The 24,043-nt window shown below is 70.6% G+C and carries 20 protein-coding genes; 11 read left to right on the plus strand and 9 right to left on the minus strand.

Annotation, left to right across the window (positions count from 1 at the left end; all coding sequences use genetic code 11):
- Nucleotides 1–4 precede the first annotated feature (4 nt).
- Nucleotides 5–808: an Fpg/Nei family DNA glycosylase gene (locus tag ACZ7OO_RS13645; protein WP_471504512.1), complete on the minus strand. Its 804-nt coding sequence runs from the start codon at nucleotides 806–808 to the stop codon at nucleotides 5–7.
- Nucleotides 809–1,120: 312 nt separating this feature from the next.
- The gene (locus ACZ7OO_RS13650) at nucleotides 1,121–1,606 is read right to left on the minus strand and encodes a ribose-5-phosphate isomerase (RefSeq protein ID WP_352220556.1); all 486 of its coding nucleotides are present in this window, start codon (nucleotides 1,604–1,606) and stop codon (nucleotides 1,121–1,123) included.
- A 204-nt stretch (nucleotides 1,607–1,810) separates the two neighbouring features.
- Between ACZ7OO_RS13650 and ACZ7OO_RS13655 the strand changes: the two genes are divergently transcribed.
- On the plus strand, nucleotides 1,811–3,283 hold the full coding sequence (locus tag ACZ7OO_RS13655; protein ID WP_471504514.1) for an amino acid permease: 1,473 nt from the start codon (nucleotides 1,811–1,813) through the stop codon (nucleotides 3,281–3,283).
- Between the two features lie 3 nt (nucleotides 3,284–3,286).
- On the opposite strand, the gene ACZ7OO_RS13660 is transcribed toward ACZ7OO_RS13655, so the two are convergent.
- Nucleotides 3,287–5,005, minus strand: coding sequence for a serine/threonine-protein kinase (locus ACZ7OO_RS13660; RefSeq protein WP_471504516.1), 1,719 nt, complete (start codon nucleotides 5,003–5,005; stop codon nucleotides 3,287–3,289).
- A 233-nt stretch (nucleotides 5,006–5,238) separates the two neighbouring features.
- On the opposite strand from ACZ7OO_RS13660, the gene ACZ7OO_RS13665 reads away from it, so the two are divergent.
- Nucleotides 5,239–5,949, plus strand: coding sequence for an LPXTG cell wall anchor domain-containing protein (locus ACZ7OO_RS13665; RefSeq protein ID WP_471504518.1), 711 nt, complete (start codon nucleotides 5,239–5,241; stop codon nucleotides 5,947–5,949).
- Between the two features lie 65 nt (nucleotides 5,950–6,014).
- Here the strand turns inward: ACZ7OO_RS13665 and ACZ7OO_RS13670 are convergent, their stop codons facing one another.
- Complete coding sequence (locus tag ACZ7OO_RS13670) at nucleotides 6,015–6,599, minus strand: biotin transporter BioY (protein ID WP_471504519.1); 585 nt, start codon at nucleotides 6,597–6,599, stop codon at nucleotides 6,015–6,017.
- Between the two features lie 443 nt (nucleotides 6,600–7,042).
- On the opposite strand from ACZ7OO_RS13670, the gene ACZ7OO_RS13675 reads away from it, so the two are divergent.
- From ACZ7OO_RS13675 to ACZ7OO_RS13705, 7 genes are all read left to right on the plus strand, one after another.
- Nucleotides 7,043–8,227 (plus strand): ROK family protein, encoded by a 1,185-nt coding sequence (locus tag ACZ7OO_RS13675; RefSeq protein WP_471504521.1) that lies wholly within the window; start codon nucleotides 7,043–7,045, stop codon nucleotides 8,225–8,227.
- Between the two features lie 206 nt (nucleotides 8,228–8,433).
- A complete protein-coding gene (locus ACZ7OO_RS13680; protein ID WP_471504522.1) occupies nucleotides 8,434–9,501 on the plus strand; it encodes an ABC transporter substrate-binding protein in 1,068 nt (355 codons plus the stop codon).
- On the plus strand, nucleotides 9,498–10,340 hold the full coding sequence (locus tag ACZ7OO_RS13685; protein ID WP_471504523.1) for an ABC transporter permease: 843 nt from the start codon (nucleotides 9,498–9,500) through the stop codon (nucleotides 10,338–10,340). Before ACZ7OO_RS13680 ends, ACZ7OO_RS13685 begins: the two co-directional genes overlap by 4 nt.
- Entirely contained in the window at nucleotides 10,316–11,029 is a 714-nt protein-coding gene (locus tag ACZ7OO_RS13690) for an ABC transporter ATP-binding protein (RefSeq protein ID WP_471504525.1), read from the plus strand. The genes ACZ7OO_RS13685 and ACZ7OO_RS13690 overlap by 25 nt, the downstream gene beginning before the upstream one ends.
- Nucleotides 11,026–12,360, plus strand: a complete 1,335-nt coding sequence (locus tag ACZ7OO_RS13695; protein ID WP_471504526.1) for an LLM class flavin-dependent oxidoreductase — start codon at nucleotides 11,026–11,028, stop codon at nucleotides 12,358–12,360. Before ACZ7OO_RS13690 ends, ACZ7OO_RS13695 begins: the two co-directional genes overlap by 4 nt.
- 22 nt (nucleotides 12,361–12,382) lie before the next feature.
- Nucleotides 12,383–13,282, plus strand: coding sequence for a TauD/TfdA dioxygenase family protein (locus ACZ7OO_RS13700; protein WP_471504528.1), 900 nt, complete (start codon nucleotides 12,383–12,385; stop codon nucleotides 13,280–13,282).
- A gap of 113 nt (nucleotides 13,283–13,395) precedes the next feature.
- A complete protein-coding gene (locus ACZ7OO_RS13705; RefSeq protein WP_471504529.1) occupies nucleotides 13,396–14,784 on the plus strand; it encodes an amino acid permease in 1,389 nt (462 codons plus the stop codon).
- Between the two features lie 104 nt (nucleotides 14,785–14,888).
- On the opposite strand, the gene ACZ7OO_RS13710 is transcribed toward ACZ7OO_RS13705, so the two are convergent.
- The gene (locus ACZ7OO_RS13710; RefSeq protein ID WP_471504530.1) at nucleotides 14,889–15,551 is read right to left on the minus strand and encodes a mycothiol-dependent nitroreductase Rv2466c family protein; all 663 of its coding nucleotides are present in this window, start codon (nucleotides 15,549–15,551) and stop codon (nucleotides 14,889–14,891) included.
- 136 nt (nucleotides 15,552–15,687) lie between these two features.
- On the opposite strand from ACZ7OO_RS13710, the gene pepN reads away from it, so the two are divergent.
- On the plus strand, nucleotides 15,688–18,267 hold the full coding sequence (gene pepN / locus ACZ7OO_RS13715) for an aminopeptidase N (protein WP_471504532.1): 2,580 nt from the start codon (nucleotides 15,688–15,690) through the stop codon (nucleotides 18,265–18,267).
- A gap of 219 nt (nucleotides 18,268–18,486) precedes the next feature.
- Nucleotides 18,487–19,524 (plus strand): hypothetical protein, encoded by a 1,038-nt coding sequence (locus ACZ7OO_RS13720; RefSeq protein WP_471504533.1) that lies wholly within the window; start codon nucleotides 18,487–18,489, stop codon nucleotides 19,522–19,524.
- Between the two features lie 76 nt (nucleotides 19,525–19,600).
- Here ACZ7OO_RS13720 and ACZ7OO_RS13725 read toward each other — a convergent pair whose 3' ends face one another.
- From ACZ7OO_RS13725 to ACZ7OO_RS13740, 4 genes are all read right to left on the minus strand, one after another.
- Nucleotides 19,601–20,803 carry a glycosyltransferase gene (locus tag ACZ7OO_RS13725; protein ID WP_352220571.1) on the minus strand — a complete coding sequence of 401 codons (1,203 nt, stop codon included), beginning with the start codon at nucleotides 20,801–20,803 and terminating at the stop codon, nucleotides 19,601–19,603.
- 312 nt (nucleotides 20,804–21,115) lie between these two features.
- Nucleotides 21,116–22,264 carry an RNA polymerase sigma factor gene (locus tag ACZ7OO_RS13730; protein ID WP_471504534.1) on the minus strand — a complete coding sequence of 383 codons (1,149 nt, stop codon included), beginning with the start codon at nucleotides 22,262–22,264 and terminating at the stop codon, nucleotides 21,116–21,118.
- Nucleotides 22,261–22,680: a YciI family protein gene (locus ACZ7OO_RS13735; protein ID WP_471504536.1), complete on the minus strand. Its 420-nt coding sequence runs from the start codon at nucleotides 22,678–22,680 to the stop codon at nucleotides 22,261–22,263. The genes ACZ7OO_RS13730 and ACZ7OO_RS13735 overlap by 4 nt, the downstream gene beginning before the upstream one ends.
- Nucleotides 22,681–22,798: 118 nt before the next feature.
- Nucleotides 22,799–23,950 carry a serine hydrolase domain-containing protein gene (locus ACZ7OO_RS13740; RefSeq protein ID WP_471504538.1) on the minus strand — a complete coding sequence of 384 codons (1,152 nt, stop codon included), beginning with the start codon at nucleotides 23,948–23,950 and terminating at the stop codon, nucleotides 22,799–22,801.
- Nucleotides 23,951–24,043 lie beyond the last annotated feature (93 nt).

The following is a 24,043-nucleotide window of genomic DNA, read 5'->3' on the forward strand; positions in this document are numbered from 1 at the left end:
CCGCTCAGCGGTTCTGGCAGCGGGGGCACCAGAAGAGGTTGCGGGCGGCGAGGTCGGCGGTGCGGATCTCGGTGCCGCAGATGTGGCAGGGCAGGGTGGCCCGGCGGTAGACGTACACCTCGCCGCCGTGGTCGTCGACGCGTGGTGGGCGTCCCATCGCCTCCGGGGTGTGCTCGGGCCGGACGGTGTCGATCCGGTTGTTCCGGACGCCTTCGTGCATGAGCTCGACGAGATCGGCCCACACGGCGTCCCACTCGGCGGGGGTGATCTCCCTGCCGGCGCGGTAGGGATCGATCCCGTGCCGGAACAGCACCTCGGCCCGGTAGACGTTGCCGACCCCCGCGATGACCTTCTGGTCCATCAGAAGCGCGGCGACGGTCGTACGACTGCGGGAGATCTTCCGGTACGCCAGGCTCGGGTCGGCGTCGTCACGGAGCGGATCCGGCCCGAGCCGGGCGTGTATGGCGTTCTTCTCCGCGTCGGTGATCAGGGCGCAGGTGGTGGGGCCGCGCAGGTCCACGTACGAGGTGGCGTCGGCGAGGCGGAGCCGGACGGTGTCGGTGGCCGGGGGTGCGGGGGCGTCTCCGAAGGTGACCTTGCCGAAGAGACCGAGATGGATGTGCACCCAGTCGCTGTCGCGGAAGCCGAGGAAGAGGTGCTTGCCGTGGGCTTCGGTACGGGTGAGGGGGGCGCCATCGATCAACTGGGCGGCGTCGGAGAACTTGCCCTGCGGGCTGCTGACCCGCACAGGTCCGCTGAGCCGACGGTAGTCCACCGCAAGCCGGTGAATGGTGTGCCCTTCTGGCACGAGGCCAATTCCTTTCGCACCCACCCACCCGACTCGCTCAGTGGAGAGGCGAACGTCGAGGGGCAGAAGATCCCGAGCTGATGGAGAAGGGCGCAGTGGCCGGCCAGAGCCCCACTGCAGGCCGGGGCAGGACGCCGTAAGGGTCGAGGGTGCCCCCGGTCAGGCACGCCGCGGTCAGCGCCCCGTAGGGGGCGCGGGGCTGTATCAATGTGCGGCTCCGCCGCGTGGGCGCGATCAGCCCCCACCGGCCCGCAGCGGGACGGCTACCGCCCGGCCCGGCAGGACGCCCGCGGCCGGGTGGGTGGACAGAGGCTACGGCTGGGGGTGGTGCGCCGGGATGGGCGGGAGGTCGCCCGTCGTCTCGTACGCCGTCAGCATCTCGATGCGGCGGATGTGGCGCTCGCCCTGCGAGAACGGCGTGTTCAGGAATGTCTCGACGAACTTCGTCGCCTCTTCCTGCGTGTGCATCCGCGCCCCCACCGCGACGACGTTCGCGTTGTTGTGCTGCCGGCCCAGCGACGCGGTCTCCTCGCTCCAGGCCAGCGCCGCACGCACGCCCTTCACCTTGTTCGCGGCGATCTGCTCACCGTTGCCGGAGCCGCCGATCACGATGCCGAGGGACTCGGGGTCCGCCGCCGTTCGCTCGGCCGCGCGGAGGCAGAAAGGCGGGTAGTCGTCCTGGGCGTCGTAGATGTGGGGGCCGCAGTCGACGGGGTCGTGACCCGCTTCCTTCAGCCACTCGACGAGGTGGTTCTTGAGTTCGAAGCCCGCATGGTCGGAGCCGAGATACACGCGCATGGGACGAGTGTGACATGCCCGTTAACGCACGGCAGTCCCGGGGCCACGCCCCGGAAAGTGTGAGCAACACTACAGAACCTCAGGAAAACCTCAAGTAACGATCTGGATTCAAAGGTTCAGGAATTCGCTCGCCTCCGTTTCACTGGACCAACTCGTACGCCGCTCGTACGGGGACCCCGCTCAACGGCGCAAAGGAATTCCCCCATGACTTCGCAGCCGACCCCGACTGCCCCGTCCTCGGCCGGCGACCCCGGCAACGGTCTGCACGCAGGACTCAAGAACCGTCATCTGTCGATGATCGCCATCGGCGGTGTCATCGGCGCCGGTCTCTTCGTCGGTTCCAGTTCAGGTATCGCCACCGCAGGACCCGGCATCCTGCTGTCGTACGCCCTAGTAGGCACCCTCGTCGTCCTCGTGATGCGGATGCTCGGCGAGATGTCGGCCGCCAATCCGACGTCCGGTTCGTTCTCCGCGCACGCGGACCGCGCCCTCGGCCGCTGGGCCGGGTTCTCCATCGGCTGGCTGTACTGGTTCTTCTGGGTCGTGGTGCTGGCGGTGGAGGCCACCGCAGGTGCCAAGATCCTGGAGGGCTGGATCCCGGCCGTGCCCCAGTGGGGCTGGGCGCTCATCGTGATGGTGGTGCTCACCGCCACCAACCTGGTCTCGGTCGGCTCGTACGGCGAGTTCGAGTTCTGGTTCGCCGGGATCAAGGTCGTCGCGATCGGCGCGTTCATCGTCGTCGGCCTGCTGGCCGTCCTCGGTGTGCTGCCCGGCGTGCACACCGACAAGGCGAGCTTCGCCAACCTCACCGACCACGGCGGCTTCCTGCCTCATGGCCCCGGCGCGATCCTCACCGGTGTGCTGCTGGTCGTCTTCTCCTTCATGGGCAGCGAGATCGCCACCCTGGCCGCCGGTGAGTCCGAGAACCCGCAGCGGGCGGTCACCAAGTCGACCAACAGCATCATCTGGCGGATCGGCGTCTTCTACCTCGGCTCGATCCTCATCGTCGTCGCGCTGCTGCCGTGGAACGACCCGTCGATCAAGGAGAAGGGCTCGTACGTCGCCGCCCTCGACTCCCTCGGTATCGCGCACACCGGTCAGATCATGAACTTCATCGTGCTGACATCGGTGCTGTCCTGTCTCAACTCCGGTCTGTACACGGCCTCCCGGATGGCGTTCTCGCTCGGGCAGCGCGGCGACGCGCCGAAGGCGTTCGCCCGGACCACCTCCCGGGGTGTGCCGATGGCCGCGATCGTCGCCTCCGTCGTCTTCGGGTTCGTCGCCGTCTTCTTCAACTACCGGTTCCCGGACACCGTCTTCCTCTTCCTCGTCAACTCCTCGGGCGCGGTCGCCCTGTTCGTCTGGCTGGTCATCTGCTTCTCGCAGCTGCGCATGCGGAAGATCATCCAGGCCGAGGCGCCGGAGAAGCTCGTCGTGAAGATGTGGCTGTACCCGTACCTGACCTGGGCGACGGCCGGTCTGATCGTGTTCGTCCTGGGCTACATGCTGACCGACACGGAGGGCGCGAGCAGCGGTCGTACGACCGTGCTGCTGTCGCTGCTCGTCGCGGCGGTGGTGATCGCCGTCGCCGTGGTGAAGCAGAAGGTCACGGGAGGCCGGGTGGCGGTGACCGCCGCGGAGGCCGGCGAGCCCGCCGACAAGGTGTCCGTCGGCTGACGCTCACAAGAGGGTGAAGCCCTCCTTGACCTGCTCGTACGTCTTCACGGCCTGGGTTTCGATCGCCGGCTGGTACCAGGTGTTGATCTGGTACGACTTCCCGTCGGCGTCGAAGCCCAGCAGCCGTGCGTGCCAGCGGACGCCCTTGAGGGTGAAGGTGTACTCCCAGATCACCGCCGGGTAGCCGCGGAACGTCGTCCCGACCAGCCGGATCTTGGTGTAGTCCCGGCCCTGGTGGGCGCTGCGTTCGGAGGCGCTCCAGCTGTCCATGAGGTCGCCGCGAGCCAGGGCGGACTTGGCGACGAGTTCCTGGCTGCCGTCGAGGGAGGTGTAGTGCACCTCGGCGCCGGTCTTCACGTCCCTGCGCCAGCCCTTCGGGGTCACCCACGCGAATCCGCCGGCCTCCTCGTGGGCGCCGGGCGCGAGGCTGCGGGGGCGGGCGGTGCCCGCGACGGTGGCCGAGGGGGAGATCGAGGCTGAGGGGGTTGGGGAGGTGCCGGCTGCTGTGTCGCTGTCGCCGCCGCCTGTTGTGGTGGTGAGGAGGATGGCGACGGCGGTGACTACGGCTGCGATTCCGAGTGCGGCGAGGAGGGCTGTGCGTACGGGGGGCCCGTGTCGATGGGTCGCTGCGGGTGCGTGGTGGCCGGTCGCGCTCCGCGGCGGAGCCGCCGACGGATGCAGCCCCGCCCACCTTGGGGAGTTGGGGCCGGCCGGAACTGTGGGACCGACGGAGTTGCCGGACGGAGTCTCCGAGCGGACCGCGGAGCGTTCCGTCGCCGCCTCCGTCGATGCACTCACCGGCGGGGGTGCCGGCGTCTCTGGGCGTTCGTCCTCCGGTGCCGGGAGGCGTAGCTTCGTCAGGTCCACGTACGTCGGGGTGGGCCGTTCGGCCACCGGAGCCGGATACGTCTCCGTCGGTGTCTGTGTCGGGTACGCCACCGGTCGCAGCGTCTGTTCCACCTCCGCCAGGGCCGGCCGCGCCGTCGGTTCCTTCGCCAGCAGCGCTGCCAGCAGGTCGTGCAACGGGCCCGCCGCCGCGGGGAGTTCGGGCTCCTCGTAGAGGACGGCGTGCAGGGTGGCCAGGGTCGTGTCGCGGGAGAAGGGGGAGCGGCCGCCGAGGGCCGCGCACAGGGTCGCGCCGAGCGACCAGACATCGGACGGCGGGCCCTGCGGGCGGCCGGAGATCCGCTCGGGTGCCATGTAGTCGGGGGAGCCGACGAGCATGCCGACCATGGTGAGCGCCTTGGCGTCCTGGATCGCCGCGATACCGAAGTCGGTGAGGACGACCCGGCCGGCGGCGTTCTCGACGAGAACGTTCCCGGGTTTGATGTCGCGGTGCAGCACTCCCCCGGCGTGCACCTGGCGCAGCGCCGCGACCAGGCCGAGGCCGATCCGGGCGGCCGCGCGCGGGCTCAGCGCCCCCTCCTCGGCCATGATCCACTCCAGTGAGCGGCCGTTGACCAGTTCCATCACGATCCACAGGCGTTCGCCCTCGTCGACGACGTCGTAGACCCGTACGACGTGGGGGTGGTCGATCCTGGCGGTGGCCCTGGCCTCGCGCAGGGTGCGTTCGCGGCGGGTGCGGGTGTCCTCCGCGTCGAGGCCGTCGATCCGCATCTCCTTGACGGCGACCTGCCGGTCGAGCGTCTCGTCGACGGCCCGCCACACCCGCCCCATTCCCCCCTGCCCGATACTCTCGACCAGCCGGTAGCGACCGGTCACCAGCAGCCCCGGGACACCACCGCGCCCCGCGCTCTCCGAATTCCCTGGACCAACTGAATTCCCTGAACTCCCTGAATTCTCCGGCAATTCGCTGCACCCCCTCAACGACCGCCCCTGCCGACACACAATGGTCACACTTACGGCCGTACCAGCATAGTGCGGAGAAATCTTGTGGTACCTCTTCAAGTGACCGCGAATTCAGGCGCGGTCAGGGGGTTGCAAGGGGGGCGAACATGAGTTCTCGTCGTAGGGCAGTCGTCGCGGGATCGCTGGTCATGGCATCTTTCTCGGCCGTGATGATCCTCCCGTTCACGGCCGCCGCCGATGACCAGGGACCGGGAAGCGGCAAGGGGGGAAAGGCGGTTGACCAGGCACCGGCGGGTGTGAAGCTGACGACCACGTTGCCCGAGAGGATCTCGGTCGACAACAGTTCGCAGAAAACGGCGATTACCGCCACCGTAAAGAACGAAGGAACCAAGGACAGCGACGGAATCAGGCTTTTGGTGGTCGGTTTCGACGGCCTGAAGGTCACGAACGTGCAGGGCTGCGACGCCATCGCGGAGAAGGATCTGCCGACCGGTTCGAACAGCGGCTTCAGTTGCCCGGTCGGCGCGCTCGGCGCGGGCAGGTCGAAGTCGTATCCGGTGGACGCCACGTTCGATCCGGGCAGGACCGGGAAGATCTGTCTGCCCGTGCAGAGCGCGGACGGGAAGAGGACGTTCTGGCAGCAGGGCCCGGTGCCGTTCGGTACGACGAACCCGTCGCCGAACGCCCCGGCCACCCCGCTGCTGCTGGGCACCGACAACAAGCCGGTCGGGCCGAGCGGCGACCAACTGCCGAAGACCGGCGCGGGAAGTGACGTACTGCCGCTCGCTGCGGCCGGCGCGGCGCTGATCGCGGCCGGGTCGGCGGGCGTGTGGTGGTCGCGGCGGCGGACCGACTAGGCATCACGATGTGAAGGGGCCCGAGGCGCTGATGCGCCTCGGGCCCCTTCATGGTCTCGGTCCCGTCAGCCCTTGTCGGCCAGCTTCCACGCGGTCGGCATCGCGCCCATCGCCAGGGCCGCCTTCACCGCGTCGCCGATCAGGAACGGGGTGAGGCCGGCGGCGATCGCCGCGGACGCGGACATGTCGGCGGCGTAGGCCAGGTACGGCACACCGATCGCGTAGATGATCGCCTCGCCGAGCACCATCGTGCCCGCCATCCGCAGCACGTTGCGGTCGGCGCCGCGCCGGGCCAGGGCGCCCACGACGGCGGAGGCGAGCATCATGCCGAGGATGTAGCCGAAGGAGACGGAGACACCGGAGGTGCCGCTCGCGAACCAGGGCAGGCCCGCGAGACCCGCCAGCGCGTACAGGGCGAGGGAGAGCAGGCCGCGGCGGGCGCCGAGGGCGGTGCCGACGAGCAGGGCCGCGAAGGTCTGGCCGGTCACCGGCACCGGGGAGCCCGGCACGGGGACGGCGATCTGGGCGGCGAGGCCGGTGAGCGCGGCGCCGCCGACCACGAGGGCGGCATCGCGTACCCGGGACGCGGGCAGGAGGTCGGCGAGGACGGCGCCCGTGCGGGTCGACGGGGCTGCGGTGGCGGTGCTCATGGGGACTCCGCGAGGTGAGGGTGGGCAGACAAGCAGGGGACACCGTGACGCTATCCCGGCTCACCTGAGCCGAACACGTCAGCGGTCGACAAAGGCCGTGACGGACGCTTGGTGGGCTCCCCACAAAAGGTGCGGGTTACACATGTCTTGAGGTGACGCCGATCACTGAGGCAGAGATGTTTCAGTCACGTCAACGGCGTTGAACAGGTCTGTGGAGTTCCCCCAATCGAATCCCAGTGGTCTGGTGGGATTCCGGGTTGTCGGCCTACGCTTTCGGACATGGTCGCCCAGTCCCTGAACCTCACGTCGCGTCGCTATGTCGACCTGCGGCGGCAAGGGGCTGCCACCTGTCGCCGTCCGGCCTGAGGCCGCGCGGCGGGAGACCGGTCCGGCGCGCCTCGCACCCCGAGACGTGTCGGCCCCGTTCCCGAGGACGGTTTCCCATGCCCCGTACCGCGGCACCCCCGCTCATCTCTCCCCCTGGCGACCGGCGGCGGACCAGCGCCAGCGTGGTCCTGCGGTCGGTACTGGAGCACGGGCCGGTGGCCCGCTCCACCATCGCCCGGCTGACCGGGCTTTCCCCGGCGTCCGTCACCGACTACTGCGCCCGGTTCACCGAACTCGGCCTGATCCGGGAGGCGGTGGCGCCCCGCCGGGCCGGCGGGGTGGGCCGGCCGCATGTTCCCGTCGACCTGGACGACTCGCGGTTCGTGGTCGGCGGAGTGCATGTGGCCGTGCCCTACACCACGGTCGCGCTGCTCGACCTGCGTGGACGGGTCGTCGTACGGCGGGAGTTGAAGCACCGGGACACCGAACCGCGCGGGGTGCTGGAGCGGGCGGCCGCCGGACTGGCCGCGCTGCTCGACGGGGTGCGGGGGAGCCGGCCGCTGGGCGTCGGGGTCGCGGTCGGCGGCTGGGTGGACCGGGACTCCGGGACCGTCGTCGAGCATCCCCTGCTGGGCTGGCGCGAGGTGCCGGTGCGGGAACTGCTCGGCGCGCACACCGGGCTGCCGGTCCATGTGGACGGGCACGCCCGGGCGTTGGTCAACGGCGAGCGGCTCTTCGGACGGGCCCGGGGCAGCCGGAGCGTGCTGCACCTGTTCGTCGGGAACGTGGTCGACGCGGCATTCGCCACCGGCGACGAGGTGCACCACGGCCCGCGCTCCCAGGCGGGCACGATCGTCCATCTCCCGGTGCCGGGCGGCACCGAGCCCTGCGGCTGCGGACGCACCGGCTGTCTCCAGGTGGAGCTGAGCGAGCGGACGCTGGTGCGGCGGGCCCGGGCGGCCGGGGTCGTCGACGGCTCCAATCCGATGGACGTCCTCGCGGCGGCCGGCGCCGGTGACCCGGTGGCCGTGCGGCTCCTTGTGGAGCGGGCGCGGCTGACCGGGCGGGCGGCGGGGCTGCTGCTCGACGTGCTCAACCCGGAGAGCGTGGTGGTCACCGAGGTGGGTGTGCTGCACCGGGAGGACTGTCTCGCCGCGCTGCGGGAGGCGGTCGGACCGGAGCGGGCGGCCGTGGTCGCGCCGACCAGTTTCGGTGACCGGGTGCTGGCGGTGGCGGGCGGTTCGGTGGTCCTCGACGTGCTGTACCGGGACCCGTTGAGCGCGTCACCATGGCTTATTTAATTCAGAATCTCGGAATATTGACAGCCGTCGCCCGCGGCAAGGAACATCCTTCTCATGACCTGTCGCACCCTCTGTTGCTGACGTCTTGACGCGCCCCGAGCGCGCATTTCCCTCTGCGTGAGATCTTTCTTTCCGGCCTTCCGTCGCCGGGAATTCTCCCTGCCTTTCTGCCGCTTCTCAGCTGCTTTTCTCCCGGGAGCCCTCCCATGCCTTCTGCGTCCTCCTCCGGCATCGACCGCCGGCTCTTCCTCACCTCGCTGCTCGGCGCCTCGGCGGCCGTGGCCGGGCTGAGCGGCTGCGCCGGTGGCAGCGCCGCCGCCGACACCGCGGCCGCCTCCACCGCCCCGCTGGCCGCCAGGGTGCCGGCCGGCACCAGCCTGAAGATCGCCTCGTATCTGAACACCCAGCAGATTCAGTTCAAGCTGGCGAAGCTGCCCAAGCTGCCGTTCACGGTGTCGAGTTGGGCGAACATCGGGGCCGGCCCCGATGTCATCAACGCGTTCCGCGCCAAGTCGCTGGACCTCGCGAACAACGCGGGAATCCCGCCGATCCAGGCGCAGTTCCAGGGTTTCGCGGCAAAGATCGTGGCGATCGAGATCACCCGCAAACCGAACTATCTGTTCGCCACCAGGCCGGGCAGCGACATCCGCACGGTCGCCGGTTTCAAGGGGAAGAAGCTCGCCTTCTCGCAGGGGCAGGCTCAGGGTGTCGTACTGCTGCGGGCACTCAAGGAGGCCGGGCTCGCCTACGACGACGTACAGCTCGTCCCGCTGACCAGCAACCAGTTCTTCACCGCCCTCCAGTCCGGCCAGGTGGACGTGGCCCCGCTGGCCAACACCCAGGCACCGGCCTATATCCAGCAGTACGGTTCGAAGGGCGCCCGCACGATCACCACCGACGTCGTCGACCTGCTCAATCTGCTGTGGGCGCCGGTCTCGGTGCTGAACGACCCGGCGAAGGCGGCCGCGATCGCCGCGTACATCCCGCAGTGGGCCAAGGGCCTGGTCTGGCAGTGGGAGAACCCGGACGTCTGGGACGAGGAGTTCTACGTCAAGACCCAGAACCTGACCCTCGCCCAGGCCAAGAGCATCACCGACATCGCCAACAAGCCGCTCTTCCCGCCCAGCTGGGACGAGGCGATCAAGTGGGAGCAGGAGACCGCCGATCTGCTGGCGGAGGGCGGCTTCGTGAAGAAGACCGACGTCTCCTCGCTCTTCGACCACCGCTTCGAGGGCATCGCCGCGAAGGCCGTGGCAGCGGAGTACCGGAAATGACCGCCGTGACCACGACCGCCGCCGCGGTTCCCGTCGAGGACAAGGCCCGTCCGGTCCGGCCGCGTCGCCGGCTCTCCCCCGGCCGCCGGCTGCCCGCCGCCCGGCTGGCCGGTCCGATCGTCTTCCTCGCCGCCTGGGCGATCGCCTCCGCCGCCGGACAGCTCGACCCGAATGCGGTCCCGGCGCCCTGGACCGTCGTGAAGACCGCCGGCCGTCTGTGGACGGACGGGACGCTGCCCACCGATGTGCTGACCTCCGTGGAACGAGCCGGATACGGCTTCGCGATCGGACTGACCGCCGGGGTGCTGCTGGCCCTGGCCGCCGGGCTCAGCCGGGTCGGGGAGGCCCTGATCGACGGGACCGTGCAGATCAACCGGGCGATCCCCACCCTTGGCCTGATCCCGCTGTTCATCCTCTGGCTGGGCATCGGCGAGACCTTCAAGATCGCCATCATCGCGATCGTCGTCTACATCCCGGTCTACCTGAACACGCATGCCGCGCTGTCCGCCATCGACAGCCGGTACGTCGAACTCGCCGAGGTCCTGGACCTGACGAGGCTCCAGTTCATCCGGCAGATCGTGATCCCCGGCGCGCTGCCCGGATTCTTCGTGGGACTCCGGCTCGGCGTCACCGGATCCTGGCTCGGTCTGGTCGTCCTGGAGCAGATCAACGCCACCAGCGGCCTCGGCTACATGATGTTCCAGGCCCAGAACTACGGGCGCAGCGACATCATCCTCGTCGGTCTGCTGATCTACGGCGTCTTCGGCCTGGTCTCCGACACCGTGGTTCGCCGCATCGAACGGAGGGTGCTGTCATGGCGCCGCACACTGAGCAGCTGACCCGTCCGGCCGTACAACTGCGGGGACTCACAAGGTCGTTCGGCGGTCGTACGGTCCTCGACGGCATCGACCTCGACCTGCCCGCCGGACAGTTCACCGCCCTGCTCGGGCACAGCGGCTCCGGCAAGAGCACCCTGCTGCGGGCGGTCGCCGGACTCGACCACGGGGTCCCCGGCAGCGGTCGGCTCACCGCCCCCGAGCGGGTGTCGGTGGTCTTCCAGGACTCCCGGCTGCTGCCCTGGCGCCGGGTGCTCGACAACGTCGTGCTGGGACTGGACGGCAGGGACGCCTCCAAGCAGGGCCGGTCGGCGCTCGAAGAGGTCGGTCTCGGCGGCCGGGAGCGGGCCTGGCCGGGCGAGCTGTCGGGCGGTGAGGCGCAGCGTGCCGCGCTCGCCCGCTCCCTGGTCCGCGAGCCCGAACTGCTCCTCGCCGACGAACCGTTCGGTGCGCTCGACGCCCTCACCCGCATCAAGATGCACCATCTGCTGCGCGAGCTGTGGAAGCGGCACCGGCCGTCCGTGCTGCTCGTCACCCACGACGTCGACGAGGCGATCGTCCTCGCCGACCGCGTGCTGGTCCTGGAGAACGGCCGGATCGGCCTGGACCTGACCGTGGAGCGCGGCCGGCCGAGCGCCCTCTACCGCAAGCAGTTGCTCGCCGCCCTCGGTGTCACGGAGGACCCCGCATGACCCGCCGGCTCCATCTCAACGCCTTCCTCATGAACACCGGCCACCACGAGGCCTCCTGGCGCCTCCCGGAGAGCGACCCCTACGCACACACCGACCTCGCGCACTACGTACGGCTGGCCAGGACCGCCGAGCGCGGCACCTTCGACTCGCTCTTCCTCGCCGACGGCCCGCATCTGTGGGGCAGTGTCGCCCAGCGGCCCTCCGGCGCCCTGGAACCGCTCACCCTGCTCACCGCGCTGGCGACCGCCACCGAGCACATCGGCCTGATCGCCACCGCCTCCACCTCCTACAACTCCCCCTACAACCTGGCCCGCAGGTTCGCCTCCCTCGACATCGTCAGCGGCGGCCGGGCGGGCTGGAACATCGTCACCACGGCGGGGGCGGAGGCGGCCCGGAACTTCGGTCTGGACGCGGAGCCCGCGCACGCCGAGCGGTACGCCCGGGCCGCCGACTTCCTCGACGTGGCGCTGAAACTCTGGGACAGCTGGGAGGACGACGCCATCGTCGCCGACAAGGCGGCCGGCGTCTGGGGTGACGACGCGAAGATCCACCCGCCCCGGCACCAGGGGCCGTACTTCAGTGTCGAGGGCGCCCTCAACGTGCCCCGGTCCCCGCAGGGTTACCCACTTCTCGTGCAGGCGGGCTCCAGCGAGGACGGCAAGGCGTTCGCGGCCCGGTACGCCGAGGCCGTGTTCACCGCGCAGCAGACCATCGAGGACGCCCGGGCCTTCTACGCCGACCTCAAGGCACGCACGGCCGCGGCCGGCCGGGACCCGGACCACATCAAGGTGCTGCCGGGCATCGTCCCGGTGACCGGCTCGACCGAGACCGAGGCGCGGGCGAACGAGCGGCTCCTCGAGGACCACATCGTGCACCGGTACGGCGTCGACCGCCTGGAGCGGCTCCTGCAACTGGCCCCCGGCACCCTGGAGCTGGACGCGCCGCTGCCGACCGACCTTCCGTCCGAGGACGCCGTCGAGGGCGCCAAGAGCCGCTACACCCTGGTCGTCGAACTCGCCCGCCGCGATCAGCTCACCGTACGGCAGCTGATCGGCCGGCTCGGCGGCGGCCGCGGCCATCTGACCTTCGCCGGGACACCCGACCAGATCGCCGACGCGATCGAGACCTGGTTCACCCAGGGCGCCGCCGACGGCTTCAACATCATGCCGCCGGTGCTGCCCTCCGGTCTGGAGGCCTTCGTCGAGCACGTCGTACCGATCCTGCGCGCCCGCGGCCTGCTGCGCACGGAGTACGGCCCGCCCCAGACCCTGCGGGAGCGCTACGGCCTCCCCCGCCCCGCCAACCAGTACGCCGGACCTGTGCTCATCTGACGCTCATCCGAAAGGAACCGCGATGTCCCTCCAGATCACCAAGATCACCGCGAACATCGGCGCCCGGGTCTTTGGCGTCGACATCTCCCGGCCCCTCGGCGCGGAGACCGCCACCTCGATCCGCGAGGCCCTCAACACGCACAAGGCGCTCGTCTTCGACGACGTGCACCTCGACGACGACACCCAGCAGGCCTTCGTCCGCCACTTCGGTGACGTCACCACCGCGCATCCGACGGTCTCCTCCGTCGACGGCGTCCCGAACGTCCTGCCCGTCGACAGTGAGCGCGGCCGGGCCGCCAACCACTGGCACACCGACGTGACCTTCGTCCTCAACCCGCCGCAGGCCAGCACCCTGCGCTCCGTCACCCTCCCGCCGTACGGCGGCGAGACCCTGATCACCAACTCGGCCGCCGCGTACCGCCAACTGCCGGATTCACTGCGCCAGTTGGCGGACACTCTGTGGGCCGAGCACACCAACGACTACGACTACGCCGTTCCGGAGGAGGACCTCGACGAGGAACACGCCGCCCAGCGCGCCCAGTTCACGTCCATCAAGTACCGCACGGTCCACCCGGTGGTCCGCGTCCACCCGCTGACCGGTGAACGCGGGCTGTTCATCGGCGGGTTCGCCCAGCGGATCGTCGGGCTGTCGCCGGGCGAGGGCCGCAAGATACTCGACCTGCTGCAGCCCTACGTCACCCGGCCGGAGAACATCCTGCGCCACCGCTGGTCCGAGAACCAGCTCGTCCTCTTCGACAACCGCATCACCCAGCACTACGCGGTCGACAACTACGACGGCCTGCCGCGCCGGCTGCACCGGGTCACCGTCGCCGGTGACATCCCGGTCGGTATCGAGGGCAAGGAGAGCTACTCGATCGAGGGGGACGCCTCGCACTACACGACCGTGGCCGTAGCCGCGTAGTCACTCCCCGCACCCGGCGTGTCCGGATAGTGGGCGGCCGCTCCCTCCGAGCGGAGCGGCCGCCCAGACTGTGGGCGTTTTTGCCCATCTACCGCACTGGACGAGCCGCGCCCATGCCGCACAGCACCACCACGGTCGAGACACCGCCGACACAGGACGGCGGTGCCACGCTCTCCCACGGCCTCAAGCAGCGCCACCTCTCGATGATCGCCCTGGGAGGTGTCATCGGCGCGGGTCTGTTCGTGGGCTCCGGCGCGGGTATCGCCGCCGCCGGGCCGTCCATCGTCGTCGCCTACACCCTCTCCGGCCTGATCGTGATGCTGGTGATGCGGATGCTGGGCGAGATGTCTGCCGCCCACCCGTCCTCGGGTTCCTTCTCGGCGCACGCCGAGCGGGCGATGGGACCGTGGGCCGGCTTCACGGCCGGCTGGTCGTTCTGGGTGCTGCTGTGCACGGCCGTCGGCCTGGAGGGCATCGGGGCGGCGAAGATCGTGACGGGCTGGCTGCCGGGGACACCGGAGTGGGCGTGGGTGGCCCTCTTCATGGTCGTCTTCTGTGCCGCGAACCTGGCCGCGGTGCGCAACTTCGGCGAGTTCGAGTTCTGGTTCGCGGCGCTGAAGGTCGGCGCGATCAGCCTGTTCCTGGTCCTGGGCGTGCTGGCGATCGCCGGTGTACTCCCCGGCACGGACTCCCCGGGCGCCGCCAACCTCACCGACTTCCTCCCGAACGGCGGCGAGGGCCTGATCATCGGCCTGCTCGCCTCCGTCTTCGCGTACGGCGGCCTGGAGACGGTCACCATCGCGGCGGCCGAGTCGGAGAACCCGGTGCGGGGCGTGGCGAGCGCGGTCCGCACCGCCATGTGGCGCATCGCCCTCTTCTACGTCGGCTCCATGGCGGTCATCGTCACCCTGGTCCCCTGGGACTCGGCGGAGGTCGTCGAGAAGGGCCCGTACGTCGCCGCCCTCGACCATCTCGGCATCCCCGGCGCCGGCCGGCTGATGAACGTGGTCGTCCTGGTCGCGCTGCTCTCCGCGATGAACGCCAACATCTACGGCTCCTCGCGCATCGCATACTCCCTGGTGGAGCGCGGCCAGGGCCCCAGCGCACTGGCCAGGGTCTCCGGAGGCGTCCCGCGCCTGGCGGTTTTCACGTCCTGTGGCTTCGGTTTCGTCTGTGTCGTGCTCAGCTACTGGCGCCCCGACGACGTCTTTCCCTGGCTCCTCAACATGATCGGCGCGGTGATCCTGGTCGTCTGGATCTTCATCGCCGTCTCCCAGCTGCTGCTCCGCCGCCGCCTGGAACGGGAGAGTCCGCAGAAGCTGGTCGTCCGCATGTGGGCGTTCCCGTATCTGACGTGGCTGGCGCTGGCCGGTATGACGGCGATCTTCGTCCTGATGGCCCGGGAGGCGGACACCCGTGTGCAGCTCTACTACACGGGCGGGATGACCGCCGTACTCGCCGCGGTGGGTTACCTACGGCAGCGGCGGCGCGCGGGCGGCTGACCCGAAGAGAGCCCGAAGAGTGAAGCCCCCGCGAGGACGTGACTCGCGGGGGCCTTCCCGTACTGGCTCGTCAGGGCTTGCCTCCTCGGCGGAGGCAGGCGGGTCTACAGGTTGCTGAAGTCGGGGCCCTTGCTGCGGCTCCGCTTGATCTCGTAGAAGCCGGGGACGGAGGCGACCGCGAGGGTGCCGTCCCACAGGCGGGCCGCCTCCTCGCCCTTGGGGGCGGGGGTGACGACCGGGCCGAAGAAGGCGATCTGCTCGCCGTCCGGGCCGGGCACGGCGATGACCGGGGTGCCGACGTCCTGGCCGACCTTGTCGATGCCCTCCTTGTGGGAGGCGCGCAGCTCCGCGTCGAACTCGAAGTCCTCCTGGTCGGCGTAGTCGATCAGGTCGGCCGGCAGACCGACGTCCGCGAGCGCGCCCGCGACGGCCTCCACGGTCGGGCCCTCGCCGTTGTTGTGGATGCGGGTGCCCAGCGCGGTGTACAGCGGGCCGAGGACGTCGGCGCCGTGCTTCTGCCAGGCGGCGGTGACCACGCGGATCGGCCGCCACGCCTTGGTCTCCAGCAACTCGCGGTACTCCTCGGGCAGCTCGTCCAGCTTGGGCTCGTTGAGCACCGCGAGGCTCATGATGTGCCAGCGGACCTCGATGTCGCGGACCTTCTCCACTTCCAAAACCCACCGGGAGGTCATCCACGCCCAGGGGCACAGCGGGTCGAACCAGAAGTCGACGGGGGTCTTGCCGGAACTCGTCACGCTCTCGGACATGGTTCTCCTCGGTATACGGTCCTTTTCCGGCGGCAACACCGGCACCGGCCACCCCATTCCCGATGTCCGCTGTCAGGGGCGCATGGGAGGATCGGCGCTGTTCCGGCGTACCGACAACGATGAGGGAGTGCCGCCCGTGCCCGGTGAGAATCTGTCCCGCGACGAGGCCCGGGAGCGGGCCGCCCTGCTGTCGGTCGACGGCTACGACGTGTCGCTGGACGTGCGGTCCGCCGTCGGCGAGGGCGACGGCGAGCCGCGCACCTTCCGCTCGGTCACCACGATCCGCTTCCGCTGCAACGAGCCGGGCGCGTCGAGCTTCGCCGACCTGGTCGCGCCGAGCGTGACCGCCGTGACGCTGAACGGCAAGGACCTCGACCCGGGCGAGGTCTTCGACGGCACCCGGATCGCCCTGGAGGACCTGGCCGCGGAGAACGAGTTGGTGGTGGACGCCCGGTGCGCCTACTCCCGCACCGGCGAGGGCCTGCACCGCTTCGTCGACCCCGAGGACGGCGAGGTCTACCTCTACACACAGTACGAGCCGGCCGACTCCCGCCGCGTCTTCGCCAACTTCGAGCAGCCGGACCTCAAGGCGCCGTTCCGCTTCGAGGTGCGGGCACCACAGGAGTGGACGGTGTGGAGCAACGGGGCGGGCGAACTCACCGACGGGGTGTGGCGGTTCGCGGAGACGAAGCCGATCTCGACGTACATCACCTGCGTGGTGGCGGGACCGTACCACTACGTGACGGACGCGTACTCCCGCACGCTCCCCGACGGGTCGACGCTGGAGATCCCGCTCGGCGCGATGTGCCGCAAGGGTCTCGCGCCCTACTTCGACGCGGACGACGTCTTCCTGGTCACCAAGCAGGGCCTGGACTTCTTCCACGACCACTTCGACTACCCGTACCCGTTCGGGAAGTACGACCAGGCTTTCGTACCCGAGTACAACCTCGGCGCGATGGAGAACCCGGGTCTGGTGACGTTCCGGGAGGAGTACATCTTCCGGGGCAAGGTGACGCAGGCGTCGTACGAGGCACGGGCCAACGTCATCCTGCACGAGATGGCGCACATGTGGTTCGGCGACCTGGTCACCATGGTGTGGTGGGACGACCTGTGGCTGAAGGAGTCCTTCGCGGACTTCATGGGCGCCTTCGCGAACGTCAACGCGACCCGTTTCACCAACGCCTGGACCACCTTCGCCAACCGTCGCAAGGCCTGGGCCTACCGCGCCGACCAGCTGCCCTCCACCCACCCGATCACGGCCGACATCCGCGACCTCCAGGACGCCAAGCTCAACTTCGACGGCATCACCTACGCCAAGGGCGCCTCCGTCCTCAAGCAGCTGGTGGCGTACGTCGGCCAGGACGCGTTCCTGGAGGGCGCCCGCCGCTACTTCAAGCGCAACGCGTACGGCAACACGCGCCTCGGTGACCTGCTGTCGGTCCTGGCGGAGACCAGCGGCCGGGACATGAGCGCCTGGGCGGGGTCCTGGCTGCAGACGGCGGGGGTGAACTCGCTGACCCCGCAGGTGCTGCTGGCCGCCGACGGGCGGATCGCCGAGGTGGCGGTGGTGCAGGAGGCCGCGGAGTCGCACCCCGAACTGCGCCCGCACCGGGTCGCGATCGGCCTCTACCGCCGTACGGCCGAGGGCGCTCTGGAGCGGTACGCGCGCGTGGAGGCGGACGTCGACGGGCCGCGCACGGTGATCGCCGACCTGGCGGGCGCCGAGGCCCCGGAGCTGGTCCTGGTCAACGACGACGACCTCACGTACTGCAAGATCCGCTTCGACGACACCTCGCTGGCGACGCTCCGGGACCACCTGGATGCCCTGACCGACCCGCTCGCCCGGGCCCTGTGCTGGTCGGCGCTGTGGAACCTGACCCGGGACGCGCTGCTGCCGGCCCGGGACTTCATCGACCTGGTGCTGCGGTTCGCGAGCCGCGAGTCGGACATCGGGGTGCTGCAGATGCTGCACGCGTGGGCGGACTCGGCGCTGGTGCACTATGTGGCGCCGGAGTGGCGGGAGACGGCCGGGCGGCGGCTCGCGGAGGGCGCCCTGCGGGAGTTGCGGCAGGCGGCGCCGGGCAGCGAGCACCAGCTGGCGTGGGCGCGGTTCTTCGCGTCGACGGCGGTGGACGGGGCCGACTTCCAGCTGCTCCAGGAGCTGCTGTCGGGGACGGCCACGATCGACGGCCTGGACGTCGACCAGGAGCTGCGCTGGGCGTTCCTCGAACCCCTCGCCGCGCACGGCGCGGCCGACGAGTCCGTGCTGGCCGCCGAACTGGCCCGCGACGACACCGCGTCCGGCAAGCGCCACCAGGTGCGCTGCCTGGCCGCCCGCCCCTCGGCGGCCGTGAAGGCGCAGGCCTGGGCGCAGGTCGTGGAGTCGGAGGCGCTGTCCAACGCGCTGGTGGAGGCGACGATCGCGGGCTTCGCCCAGCCGTCGCAGCGGGACCTGCTGGCGCCGTACGCGGAGAAGTACTTCGAGGTCATCGCTCGGATCTGGGAGGACCGCTCGATCCAGATCGGCATGGACGTGGTCCGGGGCCTGTACCCCTCGCTCCAGGACCGCCCGGAGACGCTGGAGGCGACGGACGCCTGGCTGACGGCCCACGCCGACGCGCCCCCGGCGCTGCGCCGGCTGGTCCTGGAGGCCCGGGACGACCTGGCCCGGACGCTGCGCGGACAGGAGTGCGACGCGGCGGCCGTCAGCGACTGACCTTCGGCCTGAGCTTTGGCCTGAGCTTTCCCGCCGGGTGACCGTTACGGAATTCAGTCAATCATGGCCGTAACCCCTGGTCCGCACCCGATCGGACCAGGGGTTTTCGCCTCCTACTCGGCACTCGAACACCTGACCTTTAGTGCCGTGTTGTCCGCATTCTTCAACAGGAACGTAACAGCGGTTAAGGGGCAGACCGGACCCGGGAATCTCGTGGCCATGACCCACAACACCCCACTCTCCCCCCGCCCCCTCCGCCATCTCGCGGACGTCCGCCGCCGGGTGATGACGACGGCTCAGCTCCGCTCCCACGGCGTCGCGGCCACCGAGATCGCCGAGCAGTGCCGGCCGGGCAGCCCCTGGCAGCAACTGCTCCCCGGCGTGATCCTGCTCCACCCCGGCCCGCCGACCAGCGAGGAACGCCTGCACGGAGCCCTGCTGTTCGCCGCCCGCGAGCCCGCCCCCGGCGTCCCCACCCAGCCGAGCCCCGACTCCCCCCACCGCCCGGTCTACGCGGAGACGATGATCACGGGCCTGGCCGCGCTGACCCTCCACGGGTTCTCCTCCACCCCGCCGCTGCTCTCCCTGGACCACGTGGACGTCCTGGTCCCCCGCATGCGCCGCATCCGCTCCACCTCCTACGTCCGCGTGCTCCGCACCCCGGCCCTGCCGACCCCCGAGCCGGTTACGGGCCTGCCCGTCGCCCCGGTCCCGCGCGCCCTCGCGGACGCGGTGGCGGACCTGACCGACGCGGAGGCGGTACGACGGCTGCTGACCGAGGCGGTACGCGGACACCACTGCGAACCTGCCGCGGTGGTACGGGCGTTGAACCAGGCGAAGCTGCTGTCCCGCCCGCATGTGGTCGACGCCGTCGACTCCCTGGTCGCCGAGGGCCGGGCCATCGCCGAGGACCGCCTCTACCGGATGGTCCACGAGTACGGCCTCCCCGACCCCGTGTGGAACGTGGACCTGCGTCTCCCCGGCGGCCCCCACCTGGGCGGCCTCGACGCCTACTGGCCCCAGCAGGCGGTCGCCGTCGAACTGGACACCCGGGCCCCGCGCCAGGACGAGGACGCCCTGTGGTCCGAATACGCCCGCAAGCGCGAGCACCTGGAGCGGCTGGGCATCACGGTCGTCTACCTGACCCCGAAGAAGCTCCGCGACTCGATGGAGCAGCAGGCGGCGGTGGTCCGTACGGCACTGATGGCGGCCGACGACCGCGACCCGGCCGCGTATGTCGTGGTGCTGCCCCGGTAGCGAGGGGGGCCGTCACCAGGAGGGGAGAGGAGGGGCCGCCGGTCCGGAGGGGGACCGACGGCCCCTCCTCGCTCTCCTACTGCCCGCTGACGCCCGGGCGCAGTTCGTCGCGTACGTCGCCGGCGACGTGGTCGAGCAGGTCGGCGTACGCGGCGATCATCCGCGTACGGCTGAACCGCTCGCGGCTGGCGAGCAGCGCCGGTGCGAAGGCGTCCCGTTCGGCCACCGCCGCCGACCACGCGAAGGCGATCGCGTCGGGGTCGAAGGGCGTCACGAGCCCGTGGCCCTCGACGATCGACGCGCTGTCGCCGACGTCCGTCGTGACCGGTACGGCGCCGCACATCATGCCCTCGATGAGGCAGAGCGGCGCCGCCTCGCCGGAGGCGGAGGTGAGGGCGACGACGTCGGAGCCGGCGTAGACGGCCTCCATGTCGTGCCGTACGCCGAGGAGGTGCACGCGGTCGCCGAGGGCGGCCCGGTCGGCGCCGAAGGCGATCTCCATGTCGGCCCAGAGGGCGGGGTTGTCCTCGGTCATCCCGGCGCCGCACATGACCACGTGGCCGCCGCCCTCGCGGGCCAGCCACGCCCTGGCCGCCCGCAGGAAGAGCGGCACGTTCTTCATACCGGCGTACCGGGCGGCGAAGACGACGACGGGGGCGGTGGCGGGGATCCCGGCGGACTCACGGAACGCGAGCCGCACCGCAGCGTCCGGGCGGAAGCGGAGCAGATCGACCCCGTTCGGGATGACGTGCAGCAGCTCACCGGGGATGCCGGCCGCCTCGTACGCGTCCCGCGTCGACTCGGCGCAGCACACGCACGCCACGACCTTGCCGTCCGCGATGGCGGTCTTCAGCTCGTCCAGCGCCGGGCCCTGGTTCTCCGGGTCGGACCGGTGCAGGCAGACGACGACGGGGCGACGGGGCAGCCCGGCCTGGTTGAGGAGCGCGAGCGGCTGTTCCTTCAGGGAGAGGATGACGTCCGCACCGGCCATCGCCCGGGCGGTATCGGCCAACTCGGGCCCGCTGAAAACCGACGCCGCCACCGTGCCGTCGACGAGGCCCGCGGTGCGGCCGAGCGAGGCGACATCGATGCCACCGGCCGTGAGCGCGCGATAGCAGGCGTCGTCCTCCATCCGCTGCGTCGTGGCTTCTCGGTGGACCTCACCGTGCAGACTCAGTACGCGATGCCACTGCTGACCGCCCTCGACGAGCCCCAGCAGTACATCACTGTGAACGATCCGGGCACCCCCGGAGAAGAATCCCTCGTAGACCGAGAGCACACGAAGTCCGAGCCGAGCGCCCACACGATCACCAGCCTTGCACCAAATCGAGCCATCCCCGGGAACCGCGGGTTAGCCGATATGAGGCGGTACGGACGTTTCATTCGGATGAACGGTATGTCTCGTACGGGAGTCCGATTCATTTACACGGCGAGTACCGGAACGGTCACCGGCGGAATCCTCCGACGCCCCCCGCCGTCACCCTTGTGACCTGCAGTTTTTACAGGAACGGCCGAGGCGGCGGGAGGCCCGGTACCGACCCGGCCGACGGCAAAAAATCGGCAAGCGGAACACCCGAACGTACGACGGTTGTCAGCGGCGGCTCCGGCGGGCGTTGAGCCGGGCGGCCTGGCGGGTCAGGTGGTCGCGCTCGGCGAGGTCGGGTGCCTTGTGGGCCGCCTCGGCGTACAGCCGTGCCGCCGTCGCCAGGTCGCCGTCGCGTTCGTGGAGGTAGGCCGCCACCGCGGTGTGCCGGGGCAGTGCGGCGTCCAGCGCCGCGAGCGCGGCCAGGCCGGCGCGGGGTCCGTCGGCCTCGCCCACGGCGACCGCGCGGTTGAGCCGGACGACCGGGCTGTCGGTCAGGCGCGTGAGCTCGTCGTACCACTCGACGATCTGGACCCAGTCGGTCTCGTCGGCGGTGGGTGCGTCGGCGTGGAGGGCGGCGATGGCGGCCTGTGCCTGGAACTCGCCCAGCCGGTCGCGGGCGAGGGCCGTCTGGAGGATCTGGACGCCCTCGGCGATCAGGCGGGTGTCCCAGCGGCTCCGGTCCTGCTCGGCGAGCGGGACCAGGCTGCCGTCGGGCGCGGTGCGGGCGGCGCGCCGGGCGTGGTGGAGCAGCATGAGGGCGAGCAGCCCCGCGACCTCGGGGTGGTCGATGGCGGCGGCGAGCTGCCGGGTGAGCCGGATGGCCTCGGCGGCGAGGTCGACATCGCCGGAGTAGCCCTCGTTGAAGACCAGGTAGAGGACGCGCAGCACGGTGGCGACATCGCCGGCCCGGTCGAACCGCACGCCGGAGACGGTGCGCTTGGCCCGGCTGATGCGCTGCGCCATGGTCGCCTCGGGCACCAGGTAGGCCTGGGCGATCTGCCGGGTGGTGAGCCCGCCGACGGCACGCAGCGTGAGCGCGACCGCCGAGGACGGGGAGAGGGACGGGTGGGCACACAGGAAGTAGAGCTGGAGCGAGTCGTCGACCGCGGGCGCCGGTCCGGGTTTCGGCTCCTCGTCGACGAGGTCCTCGCGCCGGCGGCGGGCAGCGTCCGAGCGGGTGGCGTCGAGGAACTTCCGCCAGGCCACGGTGACCAGCCAGCCCTTCGCGTCCCGCGGCGGGTCGGCCGGCCAGGCGCGGACCGCCTCGATCAGCGCCTCCTGCACGGCGTCCTCGGCCGCCGCGAAGTCGGCTCCGCGGCGGACGAGGACGGTGAGCACACTCGGTGTGAGGCTCCGGAGCAGGACCTCGTTCACTTGAAATGGCACTCCGTGACGGTGGGGTGCACGCCCAGGAAGGGGCGCAGCTCGAGCCACTCGTGGATCGGCTTGCCGCTCGCCCCCGGGGCGGCGGACAGCTCCCCGGCCAGCTCGACGGCGCGCTCGTGACTGTCGACGTCGATCACCATCCAGCCGGCGATGACGTCCTTGGTCTCGGCGAACGGACCGTCCGTGACCGGCGGGCGCCCCTCGCCGTCGTACCGGACCCACATCCCCTCGGGAGCGAGGGCCTGACTGTCGACGAACTCGCCGGTCCTCTCGAGCCGGGCCGCGAAGTCGTTCATGTACTGGACGTGCGCCGAGATCTCCTCCGGCGTCCACTGGTCCATGGGCACGTCGTTGACCGCGGCCGGGGCGCCCCGGTAGTGCTTGAGCAGCAGGTACTTGGCCATGATGTTCTCCTCGGTGCTCGTGCGACCCAGTGTGGCCGCCTTCACCCCGGGGACGGAGCCGGCCGCGGGTTCTCGACGTCACCGCCGGAACTTTTTTCCGGGCGCCCGTGGAAGAGGCTCAGCTCCCGCAGAACTCCGCGTCGAGGACCGTGCCCGGGTCGCCCGTCCAGTCGCCGTTGAAGTTCACGGCCAGGGCGTGACGGCCGTCGGCGGTGGTGGCCGCAGTGGAGGTGGAGCCGTGGATGCCGCCTTCGTGGCCCCAGACGTGGACGCCGCAGGAGAGGGTGTGACCGATCAGGCCGAGGCCGTAGGCGCTGTTGGGGTCGCCGGGGACGGGGACCGTGGTCTTCATCTCCTTCAGCTGGCGCACAGGGAGCAGGCTGCCGCGCAGCAGTGCCTCGTAGAAGCGGGTCAGGTCGGCGGAGGTGGAGATCACCTCGCCGGCCGAGGCGGCCATGGAGGGGTTGAGGGCGGTGACGTCGTAGGTCGGACCTGTCGGCTGCGCGAACTTCGAGTAGGCGCGGCTGCTCGGGCGCGGGAGGTTGGTGCGGGTGCCGGGGAGGGACGTGCCGGTCAGGTGGAGGGGCTTGATCACGCGGTTCGTGATCTCCTCGGCGTACGAGTGGCCCGTCACCGCCTTGATCACCATGCCCGCCAGGACGTAGTTCGTGTTGGAGTACGACCAGCTCGTGCCCGGTGCGAAGTCCGGCTTGTGCTTCATCGCGATCCCCACCAGTGCGGCGGGCGTCAGCGTGTCGTAGCGGTGCTGGAAGAAGCCGTCCTTCGTGAAGTACATGCGGCCGAAGTCTTCGTCCGCCGTGTAGTTGAAGATGCCGCTGGTGTGGTTGAGGACCTGGCGGACGGTGATGCGGCGGCCGTCGTTGCCGTTGCCCCGGACCACCCCCGGCAGCCACTTGGCCACCCTGTCGTCCAGGGACAGGCGGCCCTCCGCCTCCAGTTGGAGCAGAACCGTGGAGACGAAGGTCTTCGTGATGCTGCCGACCCGGTAGTGGTCGGACGCGGAACGCGGGGCGCCCGCCCGGGTGTCGCCCACCCCGGCCGTCGTCGACCAGGTACCGTGCGGGTCACGGGCCGTGGCCGTCACCCCGGGTACGCCCGCCGCGACCGCGGCCTTCACCGCCTTGCGGGTGGCCGAGTGGCCGGCGTCGGGTGCCGCCACCGCCGCCACCGCCGGTGCCGCCAGTGCCGCCGCCAGTGCCGCCGACAGGGCCACTGCCGTGGCCGCCATCAGTGTCGTACGTACGAACATGTCTCTCCCCCAGTCGGGTCAGCGCAGCCGTCGGGCTCGGTCGGGGGGAGGGACACCGCCGTGATCGGCGAGGTTGCCTGCTGTAGGCCGGTT

This window comes from Streptomyces sp. NPDC111744 (genome assembly GCF_055634995.1).